Source organism: Sorangium sp. So ce1014, from assembly GCF_051521505.1.
Lineage (GTDB): Bacteria > Myxococcota_A > Polyangia > Polyangiales > Polyangiaceae > Sorangium.
Window position 1 is genome coordinate 406,019 of sequence record NZ_CP150356.1, and the last position, 21,969, is coordinate 427,987.

General features: G+C 73.7%; 10 protein-coding genes. 4 read left to right on the forward strand and 6 right to left on the reverse strand.

The window, feature by feature from the left end; translation table 11 throughout:
* Positions 1–26: 26 nt before the first annotated feature.
* Both WME75_RS01620 and WME75_RS01625 read right to left on the reverse strand, forming a co-directional pair.
* Positions 27–854 (reverse strand): enoyl-CoA hydratase/isomerase family protein, encoded by an 828-nt coding sequence (locus WME75_RS01620; RefSeq protein WP_437485704.1) that lies wholly within the window; start codon positions 852–854, stop codon positions 27–29.
* 250 nt (positions 855–1,104) lie between these two features.
* Positions 1,105–1,995, reverse strand: a complete 891-nt coding sequence (locus WME75_RS01625; protein WP_437485706.1) for a 3-hydroxyacyl-CoA dehydrogenase family protein — start codon at positions 1,993–1,995, stop codon at positions 1,105–1,107.
* Between the two features lie 209 nt (positions 1,996–2,204).
* On the opposite strand from WME75_RS01625, the gene WME75_RS01630 reads away from it, so the two are divergent.
* The 3 genes from WME75_RS01630 (at position 2,205) to WME75_RS01640 (ending at position 15,396) form a co-directional block, all read left to right on the forward strand.
* On the forward strand, positions 2,205–13,445 hold the full coding sequence (locus WME75_RS01630; RefSeq protein WP_437485709.1) for a tetratricopeptide repeat protein: 11,241 nt from the start codon (positions 2,205–2,207) through the stop codon (positions 13,443–13,445).
* A gap of 14 nt (positions 13,446–13,459) precedes the next feature.
* Complete coding sequence (locus WME75_RS01635) at positions 13,460–14,434, forward strand: aminotransferase class IV (RefSeq protein WP_437485710.1); 975 nt, start codon at positions 13,460–13,462, stop codon at positions 14,432–14,434.
* Between the two features lie 149 nt (positions 14,435–14,583).
* Positions 14,584–15,396, forward strand: coding sequence for a hypothetical protein (locus WME75_RS01640; protein WP_437485712.1), 813 nt, complete (start codon positions 14,584–14,586; stop codon positions 15,394–15,396).
* A gap of 125 nt (positions 15,397–15,521) precedes the next feature.
* Here WME75_RS01640 and WME75_RS01645 read toward each other — a convergent pair whose 3' ends face one another.
* The 4 genes from WME75_RS01645 to WME75_RS01660 all read right to left on the reverse strand — a co-directional run bounded on the left by WME75_RS01645 (position 15,522) and on the right by WME75_RS01660 (position 19,376).
* On the reverse strand, positions 15,522–17,819 hold the full coding sequence (locus WME75_RS01645) for a hypothetical protein (protein ID WP_437485714.1): 2,298 nt from the start codon (positions 17,817–17,819) through the stop codon (positions 15,522–15,524).
* 54 nt (positions 17,820–17,873) lie between these two features.
* Complete coding sequence (locus WME75_RS01650; RefSeq protein WP_436624726.1) at positions 17,874–18,260, reverse strand: RidA family protein; 387 nt, start codon at positions 18,258–18,260, stop codon at positions 17,874–17,876.
* A 91-nt stretch (positions 18,261–18,351) separates the two neighbouring features.
* Positions 18,352–19,047, reverse strand: coding sequence for a recombination mediator RecR (gene recR, locus WME75_RS01655; RefSeq protein WP_437485716.1), 696 nt, complete (start codon positions 19,045–19,047; stop codon positions 18,352–18,354).
* Between the two features lie 5 nt (positions 19,048–19,052).
* The gene (locus WME75_RS01660) at positions 19,053–19,376 is read right to left on the reverse strand and encodes a YbaB/EbfC family nucleoid-associated protein (RefSeq protein ID WP_437485718.1); all 324 of its coding nucleotides are present in this window, start codon (positions 19,374–19,376) and stop codon (positions 19,053–19,055) included.
* 285 nt (positions 19,377–19,661) lie between these two features.
* Between WME75_RS01660 and dnaX the strand changes: the two genes are divergently transcribed.
* Positions 19,662–21,968, forward strand: a complete 2,307-nt coding sequence (dnaX, locus tag WME75_RS01665) for a DNA polymerase III subunit gamma/tau (RefSeq protein WP_437485721.1) — start codon at positions 19,662–19,664, stop codon at positions 21,966–21,968.
* Position 21,969: the final 1 nt, after the last annotated feature.

The following is a 21,969-nucleotide window of genomic DNA, read 5'->3' on the forward strand; positions in this document are numbered from 1 at the left end:
TGCCATCTGGCGGGCGGCTCGGAAACTCACTTTCCAATGAATGCGGCCTGGGATTTCGCCAGGAAAGCCTTCATTCCGAGCTGCTGGTCGTCGCTGCCGAAGAGCGCGGCGAAGGCCTGGGCTTCCAGCTCGTTGGCGGCGGCGAGGTCGAGGCTTTCGCCGCGCAGGAGGACGCGCTTGGCGGCGGCGACGGCGAGCGGCCCGCGCGAGGCGATCTTGAGGGCGGTGTCGCGGGCGCGCGCGAGGAGCTCGGTCGCCGGGAAGACGGCGTTGACGAGCCCGATCGAGAGCGCCTGCTCGGCGGTGATCATGTCGCCTGAGTAGATGAGCTCGCGTGCGCGTCCGGGCCCGACCCGTCGCAGCAGCCGCTGGGTGCCGCCGAACCCTGGGATGACGCCCAGGTTCACCTCGGGCTGGCCGAGCTTGGCGCCTTCCGCGGCGTAGATGAAGTCGCAGGCGAGGGCGAGCTCGCAGCCGCCGCCCAGCGCGAAGCCGTTGACCGCGGCGATCACGGGGAACGGGGCGGTCTCGATGAGGTCGCCGAGGCGGTGGCCTGCGTCGGCGAACCGCTTCGCGGCGATGCTGTTCATGGCGGCCATCTCCGCGATATCGGCGCCGGCGACGAACGCCTTGCCGGCGCCGGTCAGCACCGCCGCGCGGACCTCGTTGCCCTCGGCGGGCGCGAGCAGGTCGCGGAAGGCCGCGGTGAGCTCGCCGAGGACGGCGGGGTTCAGGGCGTTGAGCTTGTCGGGCCGCTGGATGGTCACGGTGGCGACGTGGCCCGCGCGCTCGACGGCGACGAACTGGAGCGTACCGCGAGCAGAGATCCCCGGCTGCTGTTCTTGAGCGGTCATGGGGTGGGGTTAGCAGCGCCCGGCGCCGGGGGGAAGCGCCTGCCTTGCGCCCCGGAAGGCGTCATTTCGTGCCCGTCTGGGCCTGCTATGTATTCATTGCGTTCCTGGACGCAGACCGCACGCGGTCGTGGGCAATCGCGTGGACAGGCTGTCTCCCGGACCGCCAAAAATGTTCGCATCTCGCGGATAGCGCGGCGTCCCTCCACCCCCGCCCCCGCTGGCGCCGCCGCGCGCGCCGCAGCGCAGCCGCCTACACGGCCCTCCCCGTCTTCTGCCCCTTCTCGTCGTACACGTAGAACCCCCGCCCGCTCTTCTTCCCGTACCACCCCGCCGCCACGAGGTTCCGCAGCAGCGTGGGCGCCCGGTACTTCGAGTCCCCGAACTCCCGGTGCAGCACCTCCGCGATCGAGAGCACCGTGTCCAGCCCGATCAGGTCCGCGAGCTCCAGCGGCCCCATCGGGTGGTTCAGCCCGAGCCGCGCCCCCGCGTCGATGTCCTCCGGCGTCGACAGCCCCTCCTGGAGCGCGAAGCACGCCTCGTTCAGGAACGGGATCAGCATCCGGTTCACGATGAACCCGGGCTGGTCCTTCGAGGTGATCACCGTCTTGCCCAGCCCCACCGTGAGGGCCCGGACGGCCTCGTACGTCGCGTCCGACGTCTGCACCCCCCGGATGAGCTCGACGAGCTTCATCAGCGGCACCGGGTTCATGAAGTGCATCCCGATGACCAGCTCAGGCCGGCCGGTCACCGCCGCGAGCCGCGTGATCGAGATCGACGACGTGTTCGACGCCAGGATCGCCCCCTGCGGCATCGCCGCGTCCGCGAGCTTGAAGATCCGGCTCTTCACGTCGAAGCTCTCGGTCACCGCCTCCACGGCCAGGTCGACCCCCGACAGGCCGGCGATGCCGTCCGCGACCGCGACGCGGCCGAGGAGCGCCTCCCGCGCCTCCGGGGCCATCTTCCCCTTCTCCACCTGCTTCGCGAGGATCGCGGCGATCTGAGCCTTGCCAGACTCCGCCACCGGCCTCGAGACGTCGCACAGGACCACCTCGAGGCCCGCGGCCGCGGCGACTTGGGCGATGCCTCGCCCCATCTGGCCCGCGCCGATCACCCCGAAGCGCTTGATCGTCGTAGCTTCCATGCCCGTGGTGGATACCCGAAGCCGAGGGCGCGGTGAACCGCCCATGCCGACGGCCCGCCCGCTGGCCGTCCCCGCGGCAGAAGCGCGCGAAAGCTGCGCCCGCGCTTTTGCCGCGGGGGCGAGGATCCTTGAAACCGTGTCGTCTGCCCGGCTATCTTCGCCCGGCCGTGAACGGACCGGACCGAATTCGCGAGGTCCGCGGAGATACGATGAGCGTTGAGACGATTCGGATGGCCCTCGGGCGCCTGCAGGATGAGCCCGAGAACGAGGCAGCCTGGAACGAGCTCGCGGAGGCCGTGACTGCTCCGAACAACGGCGCGGGCGCCGGTGACGTCGAGCGCCTGCTCGGCGCGGCGCGCGGGCGGCACGAGGAGCGGCGCGAGTGGCAGGCCGTCGCTCGCCTCCTCGAGCTGGAGATCGCGCTCGCCGCCGGCAGCCCGGTCGAGGGCGCGATGCAGGCGGAGCTCGCCCGCGTCTACCACGAGGAGCTCATCGACGTGGAACGCGCGACGGCCGCCTACAAGCGGCTGCTCGAGCTGCGCCCCGACGACGACGACGCCGCCGAGGCCCTCGAGACCGACGCCTCGAAGCGCGAGCGGTGGCGCGACCTCGTGGACCGCTACGTGGCCGAGGCCGAGGCCGCGACCGACGGCGCCTTCAAGAGCGCGCTCACCACGAGCGCGGCCGACATCGGCTACCGCTACGGCCGCGCCGAGCTCGGCGCGAAGGTGGGCGAGCTCATCGATCTCGCCCTCCAGCTCGACCCGAAGAACCGCCGGGCCGCCAACCTCGCCGAGATCGCCTTCGCCTCCGCGGGGGACTGGGACGCCGTCGTCCGCGTCCAGTCGCTCGTCAAGGCCGAGGCCGAGCTCAAGGAGGACCGCATCGCGGCGGGCGTCCGCGCGGCGCGCACCATCAAGGCCCACCTCGATGACCCGGCCCGCGCCATCGCGGCCTACGAGGAGGTGCTCGATCTCTCGCCCGGCCAGCCCGAGGCGCTCTCGTTCCTGGCCGAGGCGTACTCCGCCGCGGGCGACTGGGATCGCCTCGTCGCCCTCTACGAGGACCAGCTCCGCAGCGGCGGCGTGAAGCCGGGCGACGAGCTCGGCATGCTCGTGCAGATCGCCATGGTCCACTGGCGCATGCGCGCCCAGCCCCAGGCGGCCGAGCCCTACTTCGACCGCGTGCGGCGCGCCGACCCGGCGCACGCCGGGATGCTCAACTTCTACCGCGAGGTCCTGGAGCAGCGCGGCGACAAGCCGCGGCTCACGACCATCCTCACGGACGCGCAGCGCGCCGTGCCCGACGGCGCCGAGAAGCGCGCCCTCGCCACCGAGCTCGCGCGGCTCGCCGAGTCGCAGGAGAACGCCGCCAAGGCGATCGAGCAGTACAAGTCCGTGCTCCGGACCGATCCGGAGAACCGCCAGGCGCGCGACGCCCTGAAGCGCCTGTACCTCCAGACCGAGGGGTACAACGCCCTCGTCGAGCTCTACCGGCAGGACCTCGAGCGCACGCCCGTCGACGACGTCGCCGGCAGGGTCGCGGTGCTCGGCGAGATCGCCGGGATCTACCGCGACCGCGCCAAGAACGACGCGGCGCTCGTCACGGTCCTCACCCAGATCGTCCAGCTCGACGACAAGGACGTCGGCGCCGTGCGAGAGCTCACCCGCATCTACGAGGCGCTCGGGCGCTGGCGCGACCTGCTCTCGTACCAGCAGCGCCTCGCCGAGCTGACCGAGAGCCGCGCCGAGAAGGCGGGGCTCTACCGCGCCGTCGCGCGGCGCTGGTTCGACCAGTTCTCGAACGTCCAGAACTCCATCGCGGCCTACGAGGCGCTGCTCACCGTCGAGCCGATCGACGAGGAGGCGCAGCAGAAGCTCCGCGAGCTCTACCTGAAGCGGCGCGCCTGGCCGCAGCTCTACTCGCTCTACGAGCGCAAGCTCGACAGCGCCGAGGGCGCCGCGAAGATCGAGCTCCTCGGCGAGATGGCCAAGCTCGCCGCCGAGCGGCTCGATCGCGGCGGGGACGCGATCACGCTGCAGAAGCGGATCCTCGAGCTCGACCCGAGCGCCCCCGGGGTGCTCGACGCGCTGGAGAAGCAGGCCGAGCGCGAGAAGGACTTCGCCACGGTCGCCGAGGTGCTCGAGCGGCGCGTCGACCTCGCGGCCGACGACGCGGCGCGGCTCGTCTCGCTGCAGAAGCTCGGGGCCGTGTACGCCGAGCGCCTCAAGGATCCGGCCCAGGCGGCGCGGACGTGGCGGCGCGTGCTCACGCTCTCGCCGGGGCACGCGCGCGCGCTCCGCGTCCTGCGCGACGCGTACTTCACCGCGGGCGACTGGGACGGGCTCGAGGAGCTCTACGCCTCGCAGAACGACTGGGAGGGCCTCGTCGACTTCCTCTCGGGCGCCGCGGACAAGGCGACCGACCCGGCCACGAAGCTCGACATCTCCTTCCGCGCGGCGCGGATCTTCGAGGAGCAGCTCAAGGCGCCCGAGCGCGCGGCGCGCTCGTACGAGCGCGTGCTCAGCGTCTCGCCGAAGGACGCGCGCGCCGCGGCGGCGCTCGTGCCGATCTACGAGGACGAGGAGAAGTGGGCCCGGCTGCCGGCGCTCTACGAGATCCTCCTCGACGCGACCGAGGACACCGAGGCCCAGGTCGGCATGCTGCGCAAGCTCGCGGCGGCGACGGGCGGCCCGCTCTCGGACAAGCCGAGCGCGCTCGGCTACGCGCGCCGCGCCTACGAGCTCAAGCCCGACGAGGAGGGGCTCGAGCTGCTCGAGGCCTGGTCGCGGGCGGCGGGCTCCTGGGGGCCGTTCGTCGAGGCGGTCGAGGGCCGGCTCCGGACGGCGACGGACCTCACGACCGACGTCCAGCGCACGCTCCGGCTGAAGCTCGCCGAGGTGTACGCGCGCGAGATGGGCAAGCTCGACGAGGCGGTGACCGTTTACCGCGGCCTCGTCGAGGACGACCCGTCCGACGACGACACGGTGCGGGCGCTCGACGCGCTCCTCCGCGCGAACGAGCGGCAGGCCGACCTCAGGTGGCTGTTCGATCTCAGGGCGAGCCAGGTCGAGGGCGAGGCGCGCGCCGAGATCCTCGAGGAGTGGGCGACGCTCGAGGAGGAGGTCTTCGGCGATCCGGCGAAGGCGATCGAGCTCCTGCGCAAGGTCATCGCGCTCACGCCCGGGCGCATCAACGCGCTGCGGGTGCTCTCGCGCCTCCTGAACGCCGCGGGCGAGTACGAGGCGGCGGCCGAGATCGTGGCCACGCACCGCGACGTCAGCGAGGGCGACGAGCGGGCGCGGCGCGAGATCGAGCTCGCGACGCTCTACCTGGACCGGCTGGATCGTCCGTCGGACGCGTTCGAGGCGGCGGTGCGCGCGCTCGAGCTGTCGGCGCACGACCCCGACGCGATCGCCGTGCTCTCGCGGCTCGTCGAGCGCCCGGAGACGCGCGTGCGCGCGGCCCGGGTGCTCGCCGTCGAGTACGCCGAGACGGGCAACCACCGGCGCGAGGCCATGGCCCTGCGGGTGATCCTCGAGGCGGAGCGAGACCCGGCGCGGCGCCGAGAGCTCTACCTCACGCTCGCGAACGTCGAGGAGACGAAGCTGCACGCGGCCGGGACGGCGTTCGACGCGCTGCTCCGGGCGCTGCACGAGTTCTCGGACGACATCGAGCTCTGGGACCGCGCCGCGGAGCTGTCGCGCCGCGCCGGCCGGCCGACCGACCTCGCGGAGGCTTACCGGGTGCACCTCGTCGCGGGGCGCACCGAGGGCGACAAGGTGCTCGGGAGCGCCGTGGAGGTCGAGCTCTGCGAGCGCGCGGCGAGCCTGCACGACGAGCAGCTCGGCGATCCGGAGGGCGCGAAGCCCTACCTGGAGCGGGTGCTGAGCCTCGATCCGAACAGCCACCGCGCCTTCGAGCGGCTGAAGCAGATCCTGACGGCGGCCGAGCGCTGGGGCGAGCTCGAGGAGCTCTACGACCGCGCCGCGAAGGGCACGACTGATCAGAGCGAGCGCATCGAGCTGCTCAACGAGGTCGCGCTGATCGCCGAGGAGATCATCGGCGATGCCGCCAAGGCGATCGGCTACTACGAGCGCATCCTCGAGCTCGATCCGTTCTACACGGCGGCGCTCGACTCGCTGGAGAAGCTCTACGAGCGCGAGGGGCGCTTCCGCGACCTCGCGGCGCTCCTCGAGCAGCGCCTGAAGACGGCGACCGAGGCCGAGAGCGTGGAGATCAAGCTGTCGCTCGGCAGCATCTACCTCGACCGGCTGCACGAGCCGGACGGGTCGCTCGGGCACCTCGAGGACGTGCTCCGGATCCGCCAGAACGATCCGAAGGCGCGCGAGCTCGTCGAGCGGCTGCTCGACATCGGGGCGCTCCGGCTCCGGGCGGCGCGCGTGCTCGAGGCGGTGTACGAGGCGCGGGACGAGATCCGGCAGCTCGTGCGGGTCCTCGAGATCCGGCGCCAGGGCGCGGAGACCGAGTCGGAGCGGCGCGAGCTGCTCCGCCGCGTCAGCGTGCTCCAGGACGAGCGGCTCAAGGACGACGCGGGCGCGTTCGCCAGCCTGTCGGAGCTCCTGCCGCTCGAGCCGGAGGACCTCGCGGCGCGCGAGCGGCTCATCGAGATCGGCCGGCGCCTCGGCGAGCACGAGCAGGTCGCCGAGGTGCTCACGGCGGCCGCGGACGCGTGCGGGACGGCCTCGATCCGCGGCGAGATCCTGATGGAAGTCGCGAGGATCTGCGAGGACCTCCTCGGCGACGCCGACCGGGCCGAGAAGGTCTACCGGCGTGTGCTCTCCATCGATCCGACCGATCCGTCGCTGGTCATCCCGGCGGCGCAGGCGCTCGGCCGCATCTACGCGGCGAAGGAGGAGCACCTGGCGCTCGCGGGCGTGCTCGCGATCGAGGTGCGCCTCGAGGAGGACGTCGAGACGCGGCGGTCGCTCTACGAGCGCATCGGCACGCTGTACGAGACGGTGCTGGACGACCCGGCCAAGGCGATCGAGGCCTGGCAGGCGCGGCTCGGCGACGACAGCGCCGACACGGCGGCGCTCGCGGCGCTGGAGCGGCTCTACGAGCGGACCTCGCAGTGGCGGGAGCTCGTCTCGGTGCTCCGGGCGCGGGAGCAGGCGACCACCGACCCGGAGGAGCGGCGGCGCGCGATGACCAAGGCGGCCGAGACGCTCGCGCAGCGGCTCGCCGACGTGCCCGAGGCGATCAACGCGTGGCGCGCGGTGCTCGACGAGTTCGGGCCCGAGCGCCCGACGCTCGCGGCCCTCGAGGCGCTCTACGACCTCGACGAGCGCTGGGTCGACCTCGCCGACACGCTGGAGACGGACCTGTCGCTCGCGGTGGAGACGCCCGCCCGGCTCGATCTGCTGGCGCGGCTCGGCGACGTGCGGCGGCTGCACCAGGCCGACGCGACGGGGGCGCTCGAGGCATACCGCCAGGCGCTCTCGCTCGATCCGTCGAACGCGCGCTGCCGCGCGGCGCTCGAGGCGATGCTCGAGCGGGAGGACGCGCGGCGGGACGCGGCCGAGACGCTCGAGCCGCTCTACGAGGCGGACGGCGACGCCGAGCGCCTCCTCCGGGTCCTGGAGATCAAGGTCGAGACCTCGGAGCTCCCGGGCGAGCGCCTCGCCACGCTGCAGAAGGCGCTCCGCACCGCGGAGGGGCCGCTCGGCGACACCTCGCGGGCGTTCGGCTACGCGCTCCGCGGCGTCCGGGAGGCGGCGGGCGAGCCCGACGTGACGACCTGGATCGAGACGGTCGAGCGGCTGGGCGAGGCCACCGGACGCTGGTCCGAGGTCTGCGCGCTGTTCCAGGGCATCGCGCCCGACATCCTCGACGGCGACGTGCAGCAGGACGTCCGGCTCCGGGTCGGCGAGCTCGCGCGGCACAAGCTCGACGACCGCGAGCTCGCGGTCGAGCAGTACAAGAAGGCGCTCGAGGCCCGCGGCGACGACCGGCGGGCGATGATCGCGCTGGAGGAGCTCTACGGCGAGGCGAACGACGCCGGGCGGCTGCTCGAGATCCTGAAGCTCCGGGTCGAGCACGCCGAGAGCGACGAGGAGAAGACGGGGCTGCTCTTCCGGATCGCCGAGCTGGAGCGGGGCCCGCTCGAGGACCAGGCCAGCGCGATCGCGACCTACGAGACGATCCTCGACATCGCGCTCCACCCGGACGCGCTCGCGGCGCTGGACAGCCTCTACCGCGCGGCGGGGCGCTTTCAGGACCTCATCCGGCTCTACGAGCGGCAGCTCGACGTGCGCGCCGGCGATCTCGCCGAGCTGCACGTCAAGATCGCGCTCGTCGCGCACCGCCACACCGAGGACCTGCAGCGCGCGTTCGACGAGCTCTCCGAGGCGCTGCTCCTCGATCCGGCGCACGAGGGCGCCGTGTCGCTCCTCGAGGCGATCCTCGAGGGCTCGGCCGAGGCCGAGCACCGGGCGCGCGCCGGCGAGATGCTCGAGCCGGTGTACCTGCGCCGGGCGGACTGGAACCGGGTGAAGATCGCGCTCGATGCGCGCCTCGCCGCGAGCCAGGACCCCGTCGAGCGCCGCGACCTCCTGCAGCGGCTCGCGACCTTGCACGAGGAGCAGCTCGAGGACTACCGCGCGGCCCTGGAGACGGTGGCGAAGCTCCTCCACGAGGATCTCACCGACGAGGGGGTCTGGGCGGAGCTCGAGCGGCTCGCGAAGGTGGCGAGCGCCGAGCGGCGGCTCGCCGAGATCTACGCGGCGGAGCTCGGCGAGCTCACCTCGGACGACGCGTCGAGCGCGAAGCTCAGCCGGCGCACCGGCGAGCTCTACGCCCAGCTCGGCGACGTGACCGACGCGCTGAAGTGGTACCGGCGCGCGCACGAGTTCGAGCCGGACTCGCGCGATCTGTTCGACGCGATCGACGGGCTGCTCATCAAGGAAGGGCGCCACGCCGAGCGCATCCAGCTCTACCGCGCCGCGCTCGACTACCGGAAGGACGAGGACCGGCTCGACGCCCTCCACACGATCGCGCGCCTCGAGCGGACGGAGCTCCGCGAGCCCGCGCTCGCGATCGACACCTACCGCGCGGCGCTCGACGTCGACGAGGACGACGCCCGGTCGCTCGACGCGCTGACCGAGCTCTACCGCGAGCTCGATCGGCCGCGCGATCTCGCCGACCTCTACCTGCGCCGGGCCGAGGCCGCCTCGAACGGCGAGCGCGCGGCGCCCTACCGGCTCGCGCTCGCGGAGCTCCTGCGCACGCGCCTCGACGACACCGCGGGCGCGATCGATCAGCTCGAGGCGATCGTCGGCGAGGTGCCCTCGCACGCCGAGGCGATCCGGGCGCTCGAGGCGCTCATCCAGGACTTGCAGCACAAGGCGCGGGTCGTCGAGATCCTCCGGCCGCTCTACGAGGGGGCGGACGACTGGCGGCAGCTCATCCGGCTCAACGAGGAGCGGTTCGGCCTCGCGTCAGACGCCCGCGAGAAGGTCGCGGTGCTGCGGGAGACGGCGAAGCTCTGGGAGACGCGGGGCAGCGATGAGCTGCGCGCCTTCGACGCGATCCGGGCGGCGTTCAGCCTCGATCCGGACGACGGCGAGACGCGCGGCGAGCTCGAGCGGCTCGCCGAGCAGCTCGGCGCCTGGGAGGAGCTCGCGGGGAGCCTCGAGGAGGGCGTGACCATCACGGCCGACGAGCTCACGAAGCGCGAGCTGCTCTCGTCGCTGGCCCGAGTCTACGACACGCGCGTGGACGACCCGCGCCGGGCGCTCCGCGCCTACGCGCGCCTGTCCGCGCTCGACCCGAGCGACCCCGAGCCGCTCGAGCAGATGGACACGCTGGCCGTGCTGCTCAGCGACTGGGACACGCTCATCGCCGTCCTCGAGAAGAAGAGCGAGATGGCGTCGGACGAGGACAACGCCTCGATCTGCCGGCGCATCGCCGAGACAAAGCTCGAGATGCTCGAGGACACGGAGGGCGCCATCCGGGCGTACGAGCGGGCGCTCGAGCTCGACCCCGAGAGCGCGATGACGATCGACGCGCTGATCGAGCTGCACGAGCCCCGCGGCGCCGCGAGCCGGCTCGTGGAGCTCTACGGCCGCCGCGTCGAGCTCGCGGGCCCCGACGAGGAGGAGCTGCGCTACGACCTCAACGTGCGCGCCGCCGAGCGCTACGAGAGGGACCTCTCGAGCCCGCGCGACGCGATCACCGCGCTCAACGCGGCGCTCGACGCGAAGCCGGGCGATCCGGCGGTGCTCACGTCGCTGGAGCGGCTCTACCGGGCCGAGCGGATGTGGGACGAGCTCCTGTCGAACCTGATGCTCCAGGCGAGCGCCGCCACGGAGCGGGGCGCGCGCATCAAGCTCCGGACGGCGATCGGCGATCTCTACGCGCGGGAGCTCGAGAGCCCGAGCGACGCGATCGAGCAGTACCGGCTCGTCCTCGACGAGGATCAGGCGAACGATCACGCGATCCGGGCGGTCCGCGCCATCGGCGAGGGCCGCGAGGAGCTGCGCCTCGACGCCGCCCAGGTGCTCGAGCCCGTCCTCCGCGCGGCCGGGCGCCACGAGGAGCTCGCGGCCGCGCTCGAGCTGCGCCTGCGCGCGCAGACCGAGCCGACCGACCGGGCCGAGACGCTCCGGGCGATCGCGGTGGTGCAGGACGTGCAGCTCGGGCGGCCGCTCGAGGCGGAGGAGGCGCTGCTCCGCGCCCTCGAGGACGCGCCGGACGACGCGTCGCTGCACGGCGAGATCGAGCGGCTCGCGGAGCGCACGGACGGCTTCGGCCGCTACTGCGACGCGCTCGCGCAGCGGGCCTCGGCGACCTTCGACGCGACGATCGCGAAGGACCTGTTCCTCCGGATCGGCCGCATCGCCGAGGAGAAGCTCAAGGACGACCGGCGCAGCGCCCAGGCCTACGCCAAGGCCGTCGAGCACGCCGGCGACACGCCGGAGCTCCTCGAGGCGCTCGATCGGCTCTACGGCCGCCTCGGCGACGAGAAGGCGCTCGCGGACGTGCTCGAGCGTCGCGGCGCGGTGACGAGCGGCGATCGCGACCAGGCGGATCTCTTCTACCGGCTCGCGGTGATCCAGATCGAGTCGTTCGGCGACAAGCCCCAGGGCCTGAACACCCTGCGGCAGGCGCTCGATCGGGCGGTCGATCACGAGCGGGCGAGCGCGGCGATCGAGGCGCTCACCGAGGATCCGACGCTCTTCGACGAGGCGGCCGAGGCGCTCGAGGGCGTCTACCGCACGCGGGGCGACAACGCCGCGCTGGCGCGCCTCTACGAGAAGCGCATCCGCTTCGCGCCGACCGGCGTGGAGCGGATCCGGATGCGCCTCGACCTGGCCAAGGTGCTCGAGGTGCGCTCCAACGACCCGCGGGCGGCCCTGGAGACCCTCGAGAAGGCGCTCGCCGACGACCCGTCGGACCCGGACGTGCTCGGCGAGATCGAGCGCCTCGCCCCGCTGACGGGCGGCTGGGCGAGCGCCGCCTCCGCGCTGGAGCGGGCGGTGCGGGCCGGGGCCGATCTCGACGGCGACACGGCGCGCGATCTCTGGATGCGCATCGCCGAGTGGCAGAAGAACAAGGTGGGCGACCCGAAGGCCGCCGAGGCGGCGTACGAGGCGGCGCTCACGCACGATCCCACGAGCGAGCACATCCTGCGGTCGATCGAGGAGCTGCAGCGGGCCCCCGGGCGCGAGCGCGACCTCATCGGCACGCTCCGCCGGATCGCGGCCCTCGACGGCATGGAGGGGACCGCGGGCGAGCTCCGCCGCGAGGCGAAGCAGCTGGCGGAGCGCGCGCTGGGCGACCGGGAGCTCGTCGAGGCGATCCTGCGCGAGATGCTCGCGGCGGACGAGGGGGACACCTGGGCGCTCGCCGAGCTCACGAAGGTGCGGGAGGAGGCGGGCGACCCCAAGGAGGTCTTCCGGCTGCTCGTGCGCCAGTCCGAGCTCTACGCCGAGGCCGATCGCGTCCGCGACGCGCGGCACGCCGCCGCGGCGGTCGCGCGCGAGAAGCTCGGCGACGACGCGGCGGCGATCGAGCTCTACGAGACGCTCTTCGAGGCGGATCCGGGCGACGCGCGCGCGGCGACGGCGCTGCGCGAGCTCTACGCGAAGGCCGGCAAGCACAAGGAGCTGCTCTCGCTGCTCGAGCGGCTCACCGACCTGGCCGAGTCCCCCGAGGCCCGCTCGGCGCTGCGGCTCGAGAGCGCCGAGATCTGCCTCTCGCGGCTCGACGCCGTGAGCGAGGCGACCGAGCACCTGCGCGCGGTCCTCGACGAGCAGCCCGACAACGAGAAGGCGACGGTCCTGCTCGCGCAGCTGCTCGAGAAGACCGGCCGCGATCAGGAGCTGTCGGATCTGTTCGTCACGCAGATCGAGCGCGCGAAGGACCGCGGCGACGTCGCGGCGGAGCTGTCGTACAGCGTCCGCCTCGGCGAGGTCTACGAGACCCGGCTGAACGACACGGCGCGGGCGATCGAGACCTACCGCGCGGTCCTCGAGCGCGAGCCGCGCCACGCCGGCGCGCTGCTCGCGCTGGCACGCCTGCACGAGCAGCGCGGGGAGAAGGCCGAGGCGGCGCAGCGGCTCGAGGTGATCCTCGAGGACGCCCGCGCCGCGGAGGCGGTGAGCACTTCGCTCCGGCTCGCGGACCTGCACCGGTCCCTCGGCGACGAGGGCGCGGTCCGGCGCGTGCTCGAGCGGGGCCTCGCGGCGGACGCGTCGGCGCAGGACATCAGGAAGCAGCTCCTCGCCCTCTACGAGAAGCAGCAGGCCTTCACCGAGCTCGCCGATCTCATCACCGGCGACGCGGAGACGGCCGGGCAGCCGGCCGAGAAGGTGGCGCTCTACCGCAAGGCGGCCGGCATCCACCTGACGAAGCGGAGCGATCCCGGTCGCGCCGCGGACCTCCTGGTCAAGGCGACCGAGCTCGTGCCGGGCGATCGCGAGCTCCTGCTCGCGCTGTGCGACGCGTACAGCGCCTCGGGCCGCGGCCAGAAGGCCGCCGAGGCGCTGCAGCAGATCGTCGAGTCCTACGGCGGCCGCCGCTCGAAGGATCTCGCCGCGATCCACCACCGCCTCGCCAAGGCCTACCTGGCCGAGGGGCAGCGGGAGCGGGCGCTCACCGAGCTCGACGTCGCCTTCAAGATCGACCCGGGCTCGATCGCCATCCTCCGCGACCTCGGCGTGCTGGCGCTGGAGCTGTCGGAGTCGGGCGACGACGCGGCGAGGACGGCGCACATCGACCGCGCGCAGAAGACCTTCCGCGCGCTGCTCCTCCAGAAGCTCGACGAGGGCGCGCCGATCAGCAAGGGCGAGGTCTTCTATTACCTCGGCGTGATCAGCCACCGTCAGAACGACGACAAGAAGGCGATCCAGATGCTGGAGCGCGCGCTCGACAACGACCGCGACTTCGCCCCGGCGAAGGAGCTCCTGGCGCAGCTCAAGAAGTGACGTAATCTCGCCGCGTGACGCGGCTTGTCAGCATCGACGGTGTCATCCATCGGCCGGAGGAGGCCAAGGTCTCGGTCTACGACCGCGGCTTCCTCTACGGCGACAGTGTCTTCGAGACCATCCGTACCTACGGCGGCGAGCCGTTCGCTCTGGAAGAGCACCTCGCCCGCCTCGAGCGCTCGGCTGAGCGGATCGCGATCGCGCTGCCGATCCCGTGCGACGCGCTCGCCCGCGAGGTGCGCGCGCTGATCCGGGCCGCGAGCGCGCCGGAGGGCGCCGGAGCCACGGCGGGCTCGGCGGGAACGACGGGCCCAGCCGCGCCGCTCGAGAGCTACATCCGCGTGATGCTGACCCGCGGCAGCGGCCCGCTCGGGCTCGATCCGGCGCTCGCGGGCGCGCCGCTCCGCGTCGTCCTCGTCGAGCCGCTGAAGCCGCTGCCGGGCGCGCTCTACCGCGAGGGGATCTCGGTCGTCACGACGCGCACCCAGCGGGCTGGCGACGCGGCGCCGGGGGCCAAGATCTCGAACTACCTCGAGAGCCTCCTCGCCCTGCGCGAGGCGCGGGCCGCCGGGGCCCACGAGGCGCTGATCCTGGACCCGTCGGGCCACGTCGTCGAAGGCACGACGTCCAACGTCTTCCTCGTGGAGCGGCGTCCGCCGGCGCGCGAGGGCGCGGAGGAGGCGGGACACCTGCTGATCACGCCGCCCAGGGAGGCAGGGATCCTTGTCGGCATCACCCGGGCCAACGTCATCGACGTCGCGGGCGAGCTCGGCATCCCGGTGTGCTGCGAGCCGGTCACGATGGCCCGGCTCCTGGCCGCCGAGGAGGTGTTCATCACCTCGAGCCTCCGCGAGATCGTTCCGGTCGTGCGCGTGGACGGGCACACCCTCGGCGCGGGACTCCCCGGCCCGAAGACCCGGGCGCTGCACGTCGCTTTCCGCAAGAAGGTGGGTCTTGGTGAGGCGCCCCTCCCGTGGGAGGCGCCCTGAGCCTCGGCGACCGACCGGACCGCGTCGAAATCTTGCGATCCATGATGTGTTGCTCGGAGCGCGCGTCCAAGAAACGGGCTGGCACGCTCCCTGCGCGGTCGGACGGGGCTCGAACCTCGCCCGCCGTACAATCTGCCCGAGAGGAATCCATGATGAATCGCTCGCTTCGAATCGCCTGCTTCCTGATCAGCGCTGCGTCCGCCGCAGCGGCGGCCGGGTGTGTCGTCACCGCCGAGACCCTCGTGCGCTACGAAGGCACCGACGAGAGCGTGCGTGTCGAGTACCTCCCGACCCAGAGCATCCGCATCGTGAGCGACAACGGTGACGTCGAGGTCCGCACGGGGAACGTGAGCGACGTCGTCGTCACCTTCTCCCCGTTCACGATGCGCAAGAAGGACGAGAACCCGCTCGCGGTGCAGGAGATCGAGGAGGACCTCGATCTCGCCGCGAAGACCGAGGGCGAGGTCGTCATCACGACCCAGCGCAGGGCGGGCTCCTCCGGATACCTCGGCGCCGACATCGAGGTCGTCCTGCCCGCCGGCTTCGACGGCGGGCTCCGCGTCGAGCAGGACAACGGCAGCGTCGAGATCGACCTCGACGGCGCCCCGTCCCGCGGCACCACCGTCCTGAGCGACAACGGCAGCATCGACGTGGTCGGCGCGCGTGGTGCGATCAACGTGGCCACCGACAACGGCGGCGTCTTCGTCGACCTCGACGCGTGGAGCAGCTCGGACGGGGCGATCAGCTCCGGCAACGGCGCCGTCGAGCTCTCGGTGCCGGCGGGGGTGGACGGGACGATGACCGCGCAGACGCTCAACGGCGACGTCGTGGAGCAGGGCATCCCCTCGACGTGGGCGACCGCCGGCGAGGGCAGCGCGACGTCGTACACGATGGGCGACGGCGACGGCGGCCTGCTCGAGCTCTTCACCGAGAACGGCGACATCACCGTCACCGTGAAGTAGCTCCGCCACACAAAAGCCGAGAGGCGAGCGCCGGGTCGTTCCGGGCTCGCCTCTCGCTTTTGTCTCCCAGCGCGCCGGCGTGGCCGGCGCGCGCGATCACGCGCCGGCGTGGCCGGCGCGCCCGATCACCCGCCGGCCGCCTGCTGGGCCTCGCCGCCCGAGCCCTCGCCGCTCGGGGCCTCGGCGCCCGAGCCTTCGGCAGGCTCCTCGCCGCTCGCGGCCTCGGCGCCCGAGGAGGGCCCGGCCGCGCCGGCCGGAACCGGGACCCGCAGCTGCCCGCCGCCCTGCTGCGCGAGCACGCCGAGCGCCTTCTGGAAGAACGCCGCCAGGAACGGGATCTCGCGCGGCGGCGCGGTGATCAGCCCCGCCTCCCTGATGGCGCGCGCCACGGCGAGGGCGGTGGTGGCCGCCGCGTCCCCCTTGCGCGCGCGCAGCGAGACCGCGCTGCTCCGCATCCGCGTCGCGAGCTGCCCGCGCACCTCGGGCGAGAAGAACCGGTCGGTCGCGAGCTCGAGCTCCTCGCGCAGCGCCGTGTTCACCTGCGCGGGATCGCGCATCCCGGCGGACCCGAGCCGCTGGCCGACCTTCTGCAAGAGCTCGTCGAGCGCCGGCCGGGCGGGCAGCCAGTGCCGGAACTCCGGCTCGTCGTGCAGGGAGGCGGAGCCGGCGATGAGCGTCGCCACCTGCTCGTCCGTCAGGCTCTCCTCGAGGTCGGCCACCGGGTGGCGCGGCTCGGTCTCCGGCGCGGGCTCGATGAGATCGCGACACCCCTCGAGCCCGAGCGGCACGACCTGCCCCGACACGGCGTTCTGCCGCTTCGCGATCGCGACCCGGTGGCGGGCCCACTCCAGCGAGACGGGCACGGGCGCCGTGCCCAGGTTGTCGTACGCGCGCGCCCGGCCCTCCTTGAGCTGCGAGCCGCTGAGCCACCCCGCGCCGGCGTGCAGCACGCCGACCGACTCGCGCACGATCACCTCCGCGATCCGGTAGCGGCCGCTCGTGTCGCGGCTCGTGATCGCGATGGCCTCGGTCCCGCTCGAGTCGGGCGGGATCAGCGTCGCCTGGATCACGTCGGCGCGCTCCTCGGCGAGCCGCACCACGCGCGGCCGCGTCGGGATCGCCGCCCCGCGCGACTTCAGCACGTTGAGCGCCCGCCGCGCCGCCTTCCGCGCCGCGCCGGAGGCGTCCTCCGACTCGGCGGCCGCCGCGATCGCCTCGGCGTTGGAGGCGCCGATCCAGGCGTCGACGAGCGCCGGCGCGGCGTCGCCCGCCGCCCGCAGCGCCTCGATGGCCCGATCCCAGCCCGCCGCGAGCACCTCGGCGTCGAAGTCGACCTTCGCCGCCTCGGCGCCCGCGCTGCCCTCCGGGCGCGCCCCGCTGTCGGCCTTGCTCTTCGCGGCCGCCGTCGCCTGCTTCGCCTTGGCGGTGCGCGCGCTGAGCGCCTCGCGCGCCGTGAGCGCCGGCTTGTCCGTCGCCGCGACCTGCGTCGCCTTGGCCGCCGGCAGCGCGAACAGGAGGTGCGCCGGCCTGGCCGGGCCCTGCGGCTGCCGGGCGCCCTTGCCCGTCACGACCGTCGCGCTCGCGCCCTGGCCGACCACGGTCACCATCCGGTCGCTCTGCTGCTGCTTCGCCGCAGCGGGCGCTCGTCCCCCGGCGCCCCCCGGGCCCTGCGTCCCGGGCCGCGCGCCCTGCGGGCGCCCGCTGTCTGCCCGCCCGCCTTCCGCGACCGGTCGCGCCGAGAACCCGCGATCGGGCCTCGGTCCCCGGTCGGGCCTCGGTCCCCGGTCGGGCCTCGGCCCCCGGTCGGGCCTCGGCCCGCGATCGGGCCTGGGTCCGCGGTCAGGCCCGGGCCCGCGATCGAGCCTCGCGCCCTGCTCCCCTCCGGCTCCCTGCGCCGCGCCAGGTCCCTGCTCCACCCTGGGGCCGCGCTCGGGCCGGGGCCCGCGGTCGGGCCTGGGCCCCCGGTCGGGTCGCGGGCCGCGGTCGGGCCTGGGTCCCCGGTCGGGCCTCGGCGCGCCGGATGCCGCGGCGGTCCGCTCGGGCCTGGGCGCGCGGTAGTCGCGGACGACGCGCGGCGCGACGGTGGGCGGCGGCGCAGCGTCTTCGGTCGGGGCCGGCGGCGGCGCGTCCGCCAGCGCCGGGCGCTTGCGGGGCGCGATCAGGTCCAGCAGCGAGCCTTGCGGCTCCTTTGCGGCGGCCTTCGCCGAGGGGCGCGGCGCCTCGCCCGCGGGCTGCGCCGAGGCGCCCTCGGACGGCTCGTCGGCTCGCTTGGCGCCGCTCGCGCTCGACGTGCTCGCCGAGCGGACGACCTTCCGCGCGCGCGGCTTGTCTCCGCTCTCTGCATCGGGGGCGCCCTCGTGCGCAGATTCGGGAACTGCGCTGGCGGTCCGCTCCGTGCTCTCGCTCTCGTTCTTTGTGCTCATGTCGAGGCTCCCGGGGACATTTTGGAGAGGGGGACCGCGGCCGCGGCTCCCCGATTATCGCGATAGATGGGCAACTGCTTCGATCTCGACGGCGGAGCCCTTGGGCAGCGCCGCCACCTGCACCGTCGCCCGCGCGGGCAGCACGCCGCCGACGGCCGCCCCGTATACCTGGTTGACGACGGCGAAATCCGCGAGGTTCGTCAGGTAGATCGTGGTCTTCACCACGTCGTTCCAGCTCGCGCCGGCCGCGGACAGCACCTCGCTCAGGTTCTTGATCACCTGGGCCGTCTGCGCCTCGATCCCCCCGGCGACGAGCTCGCCCGTCGCGGGATCGATCGGGATCTGGCCGCTGCAGAACACGAGATCGCCGGCCCTGACGGCCTGCGAGTACGGCCCGATGGCGCGCGGGGCCCGATCGGATGTGATTGCGGTTTTGGACATGTCGACCTCTGAATGGTGGAGCGCCTCGGCGTGCGGAAGGCCCGCCCGGCCCTCGCTGACGTGGGTCGGGGGCCGGTCTACGCGGTTCCCTCTAGCCGAAGCTCTTCCGGCCTTCGATGGCTCGCCCCAGCGTCACCTGGTCGGCGAACTCCAGATCTCCCCCGTGCGGCACGCCGCTGGCAATCCGCGTGACCTGGATCCCCAGGGCGCCGAGCTCGCGCGCGAGCAGGAGCGCTGTCGCCTCCCCGTCGACGGAGGGCGGGGTGGCGACGAGCACCTCCCGCACCGGCTGCTCGGGGTCGCGCACGCGCGCCCGGAGCGCCTCGAGCGGCAGCTCCTCGGCGCCGACCCCCTCGAGGGGCGAGAGGAGCCGGCCGAGCACGAAGTAGCGCCCGCGCATCGCCCCGCTCCGCTCGATCGCCAGGAGGTCCTGGACGCGCGCGACGACGCAGAGGAGGCCGCCGTCGCGCCGCGTGTCCTGGCAGATGGCGCAGAGCGCCCCGCCGCTGTCGTCGATCTCGGCGATGTGGCCGCACCGGACGCACGGCCCGATGTGGTCGCAGAGCTCCGCGAGCTCGCCGCCCAGGTCGCGCGCGGTGCCGTCGCCGGCGGTCACGAGGAAGAGGGCGAAGCGCTGCGCCGTCTTCTCGCCGACGCCCGGCAGGCGCGCGAGCAGCTGGGCGACGCGCGACAGCCGGCCGGGCAGGCCGCCAGGCGCGCTGCGAAAGCCGGCGGGGCCGCCGTTCGGGAGCTTCGAGGAGCCGGGGAGCGAGGCCGGGGGACGCAACGCAATCAAGTGTGCATGCCGGGGAGCTTGACGCCGCCGGTCACCTTGGCGATCTCGCTCTCGACGAGCTTGTCGGCCGTCTCGAGCGCCGAGTTGGACGCGGCCACGATGGCGTCGAGCGCCATCTCCAGGCCCTCGCTCGCGAGGAACGCGGGGTCGACGTCGATCCGGCGCACCTTTCCCTCGCAGGTGACCACGACCGTGACCTTGTCCCCGGCGGCGGTCGCGCTTACCTCGCGCTCCTTCAGCTCGTCCTTCACCTGGTCGATTTTGCGCTGCATGCGCGCCGCCTGGCGAACCAGCTCATTCATTCCGCCGCGAAATTGCATGAGACGGCGGTCTATGCCGTGAACGGCGCCGCGCCGCAACCGGGAAGGGGATGCGGAGAGCGCGGCCTGTCCGGCCCCGTCCGGTCGCGTCTCACGTCGAGCGGCGCTTCCGCCTCTCCAGGGACTCCGTTGCGCACCCTTGCGCAGGGAGGCCGGCCCCGGTCCCGGCGGAGAAGGGTGCGTTTTGCGCGGCAACTCTGGCAAACTCACCGGAATGCAGGGCGACGTCCGTGTCGGCCACAGCTGCGGCGACGCGCTCGCCAGAAGGTGCTAGTCGAGCAGCGTATGAGCTACGTCGTCCTCGCGCGGAAATGGCGCCCGCAGTCCTTCGAGGATCTCGTCGGCCAGGAGCACGTATCGACGACGCTCGGCAACGCCATCGCGCGGGATCGTGTCGCGCACGCCTTCCTCTTCACGGGCGTCCGCGGGGTCGGCAAGACGACGAGCGCGCGCATCCTCGCCAAGGCGCTGAACTGCGTGCACGGCCCCACCGCGAAGCCGTGCCAGACGTGCCCGCAGTGCGCCGAGATCACCGTCGGCGCGGACGTCGACGTCCAGGAGATCGACGGCGCGAGCTACAACGGCGTCGACGAGGTGCGGAAGCTCCAGGAGAGCCTGCCGTACCGGCCGGCGCGCGACCGGTTCAAGATCTTCATCGTGGACGAGGTCCACATGCTCTCGAACGCGGCGTGGAACGCGTTCCTGAAGACGCTGGAGGAGCCGCCGCCGCACGTGAAGTTCATCTTCGCGACGACGGAGGTGCACAAGGTCCCGGTCACGATCCTGAGCCGGTGCCAGCGCTACGATTTCAAGCTCATCGGGGCGCAGGCGATCGCGGCGCGGCTCCGCTGGGTGCTCGAGCAGGAGAAGATCCCCGCCGACGATCCGGCGCTCAGCGCGCTCGCGCGGGAGGCTGCGGGGAGCATGCGCGACGCGATGAGCCTGCTCGATCAGGTGATCGCGTGGGTGGGGACGAGCGGCGATCGCATCACGGCCGAGGGCGTGGCGAAGGTGCTCGGCGTCGCCGACCGCGTGGTGCTGCACCGGCTGGCGGAGGCGCTCGTGGACGGCGATCCTGCGGCGTGCGTGCGCATCGTGGGAGAGCTCGCGCAGCAGGGGTACGACCTGCCGCACGTGGCCCGCGACTTCCTCGCGCACCTGCGCGATCTCGTGGTGGCGAAGGTCTGCGAGGATCCGGCGCCGCTGCTCGATCTCGCCGACGAGGAGGTCGCCGACGCGCGGGCGCTCGCGGCGCGCGCGGACGCGGACGATCTCACGCGGCTGCACCAGGGTTTCTCGCGCTCGTTCGACGACATCGTCCGGAGCGGCCAGCCGCGGGCCTCGCTCGAGATGGCGCTCGTCCGGCTCGCCAGGCGGCCGCCGCTCCTGCCGATCGACGAGCTGCTGCGCCGCCTCGGCGATCTCGAGCGGCGCCTGAACGGCGGCGGAGGCGGCGGAGGCGGCGGTGGTGGTGCGCCGGAGCGCGCGCCGCAGCGGCCCGGCGCGCCGTCCGGCGGAGCGGCTGCGCCCCGGCGCGGCGCGGCGCCGTCCGAGGCAGCGCCCGACGAGGCGCGGGCGGATGGGCGCGCCTCGGACGTCGCGGCAGAGGGCGGCGCGGTCCCGGGGGCGGCGCGCGCGGGGAGCGGCGCGGCCGGGGCAAACGCAAACGGCGCGGCGGTGAACGGCGCGGCGGCTTCGTACGGCGCGGCGGTGAACGGCGCGGCGGCTTCGTACGGCGCGGCGGTGAACGGCGCGGCGGCTTCGTACGGCGCGGCGGCGCACGGCGCGCCGAGGGCGAACGGCGCAGCGGCGCACGGCGCGCCGTACACCGGGGGGATGGCGAGGGCGACGGGCGGCGTGGTGGCGAACGGCACGTCGTCGGCGAACGTCGTGGCCCTCGCGAACGGCGCGCCGGGCGTGCATGGCGCGGCGGCCAGCTTCGCGGGCGGCGGCGCCGGGCCGGCCTTCGCGAAGGCCACGGCCTACGCGAACGGCGCAGCCGCGCCCGCGTACCGCCCCGACAGCGCGCCGCCTCCCTCGCCGCGCGGCGCCCTGTACTCCGTTCCGCAGAGCGCGCCGCCCCCCGCGGCGCAGGCCCCGGCGCCGCGGTCGAGCGCGCCGCCGCCGGCGGCGCAGGCCCCGGCGCCGCGGTCGAGCGCGCCGCCGCCCGCGATGAGCGCCGGCGATCTCGCCACCTGGCGCGCGGTGATCACCGGGGTCCGGGCGCTGCGGCCGGCGCTCGCCTCGGTGCTCGAGCACGCGGCCGTGCTGGAGCTCCAGCCGACCCGCGTCGTCCTCGGCTACGAGGCGAACTCGTTCCTGTCCGGCCAGGCCACCGAGCCCGCGGCCCGCGAGCTGCTCGCCCGGGTCCTGCGCGCCCATTTCGGCGGCCCCGCCGAGCTTGTCTTCGAGACGATCACCCGCGGCAGCGCCGGCCCCTCGCTCGCGCAGGTCGAGACCGCCGAGCGCAAGGCGCGGGTCGAGGCCGCCCGGCGCGCCGTGGCCGACCACCCGCTCGTCACGGCCGCGATCGAGCTGCTCGGCGCGGAGCTCAAGGACGTGCGGCTCTCTCAGGACTTCGCCGAGGGCTGAG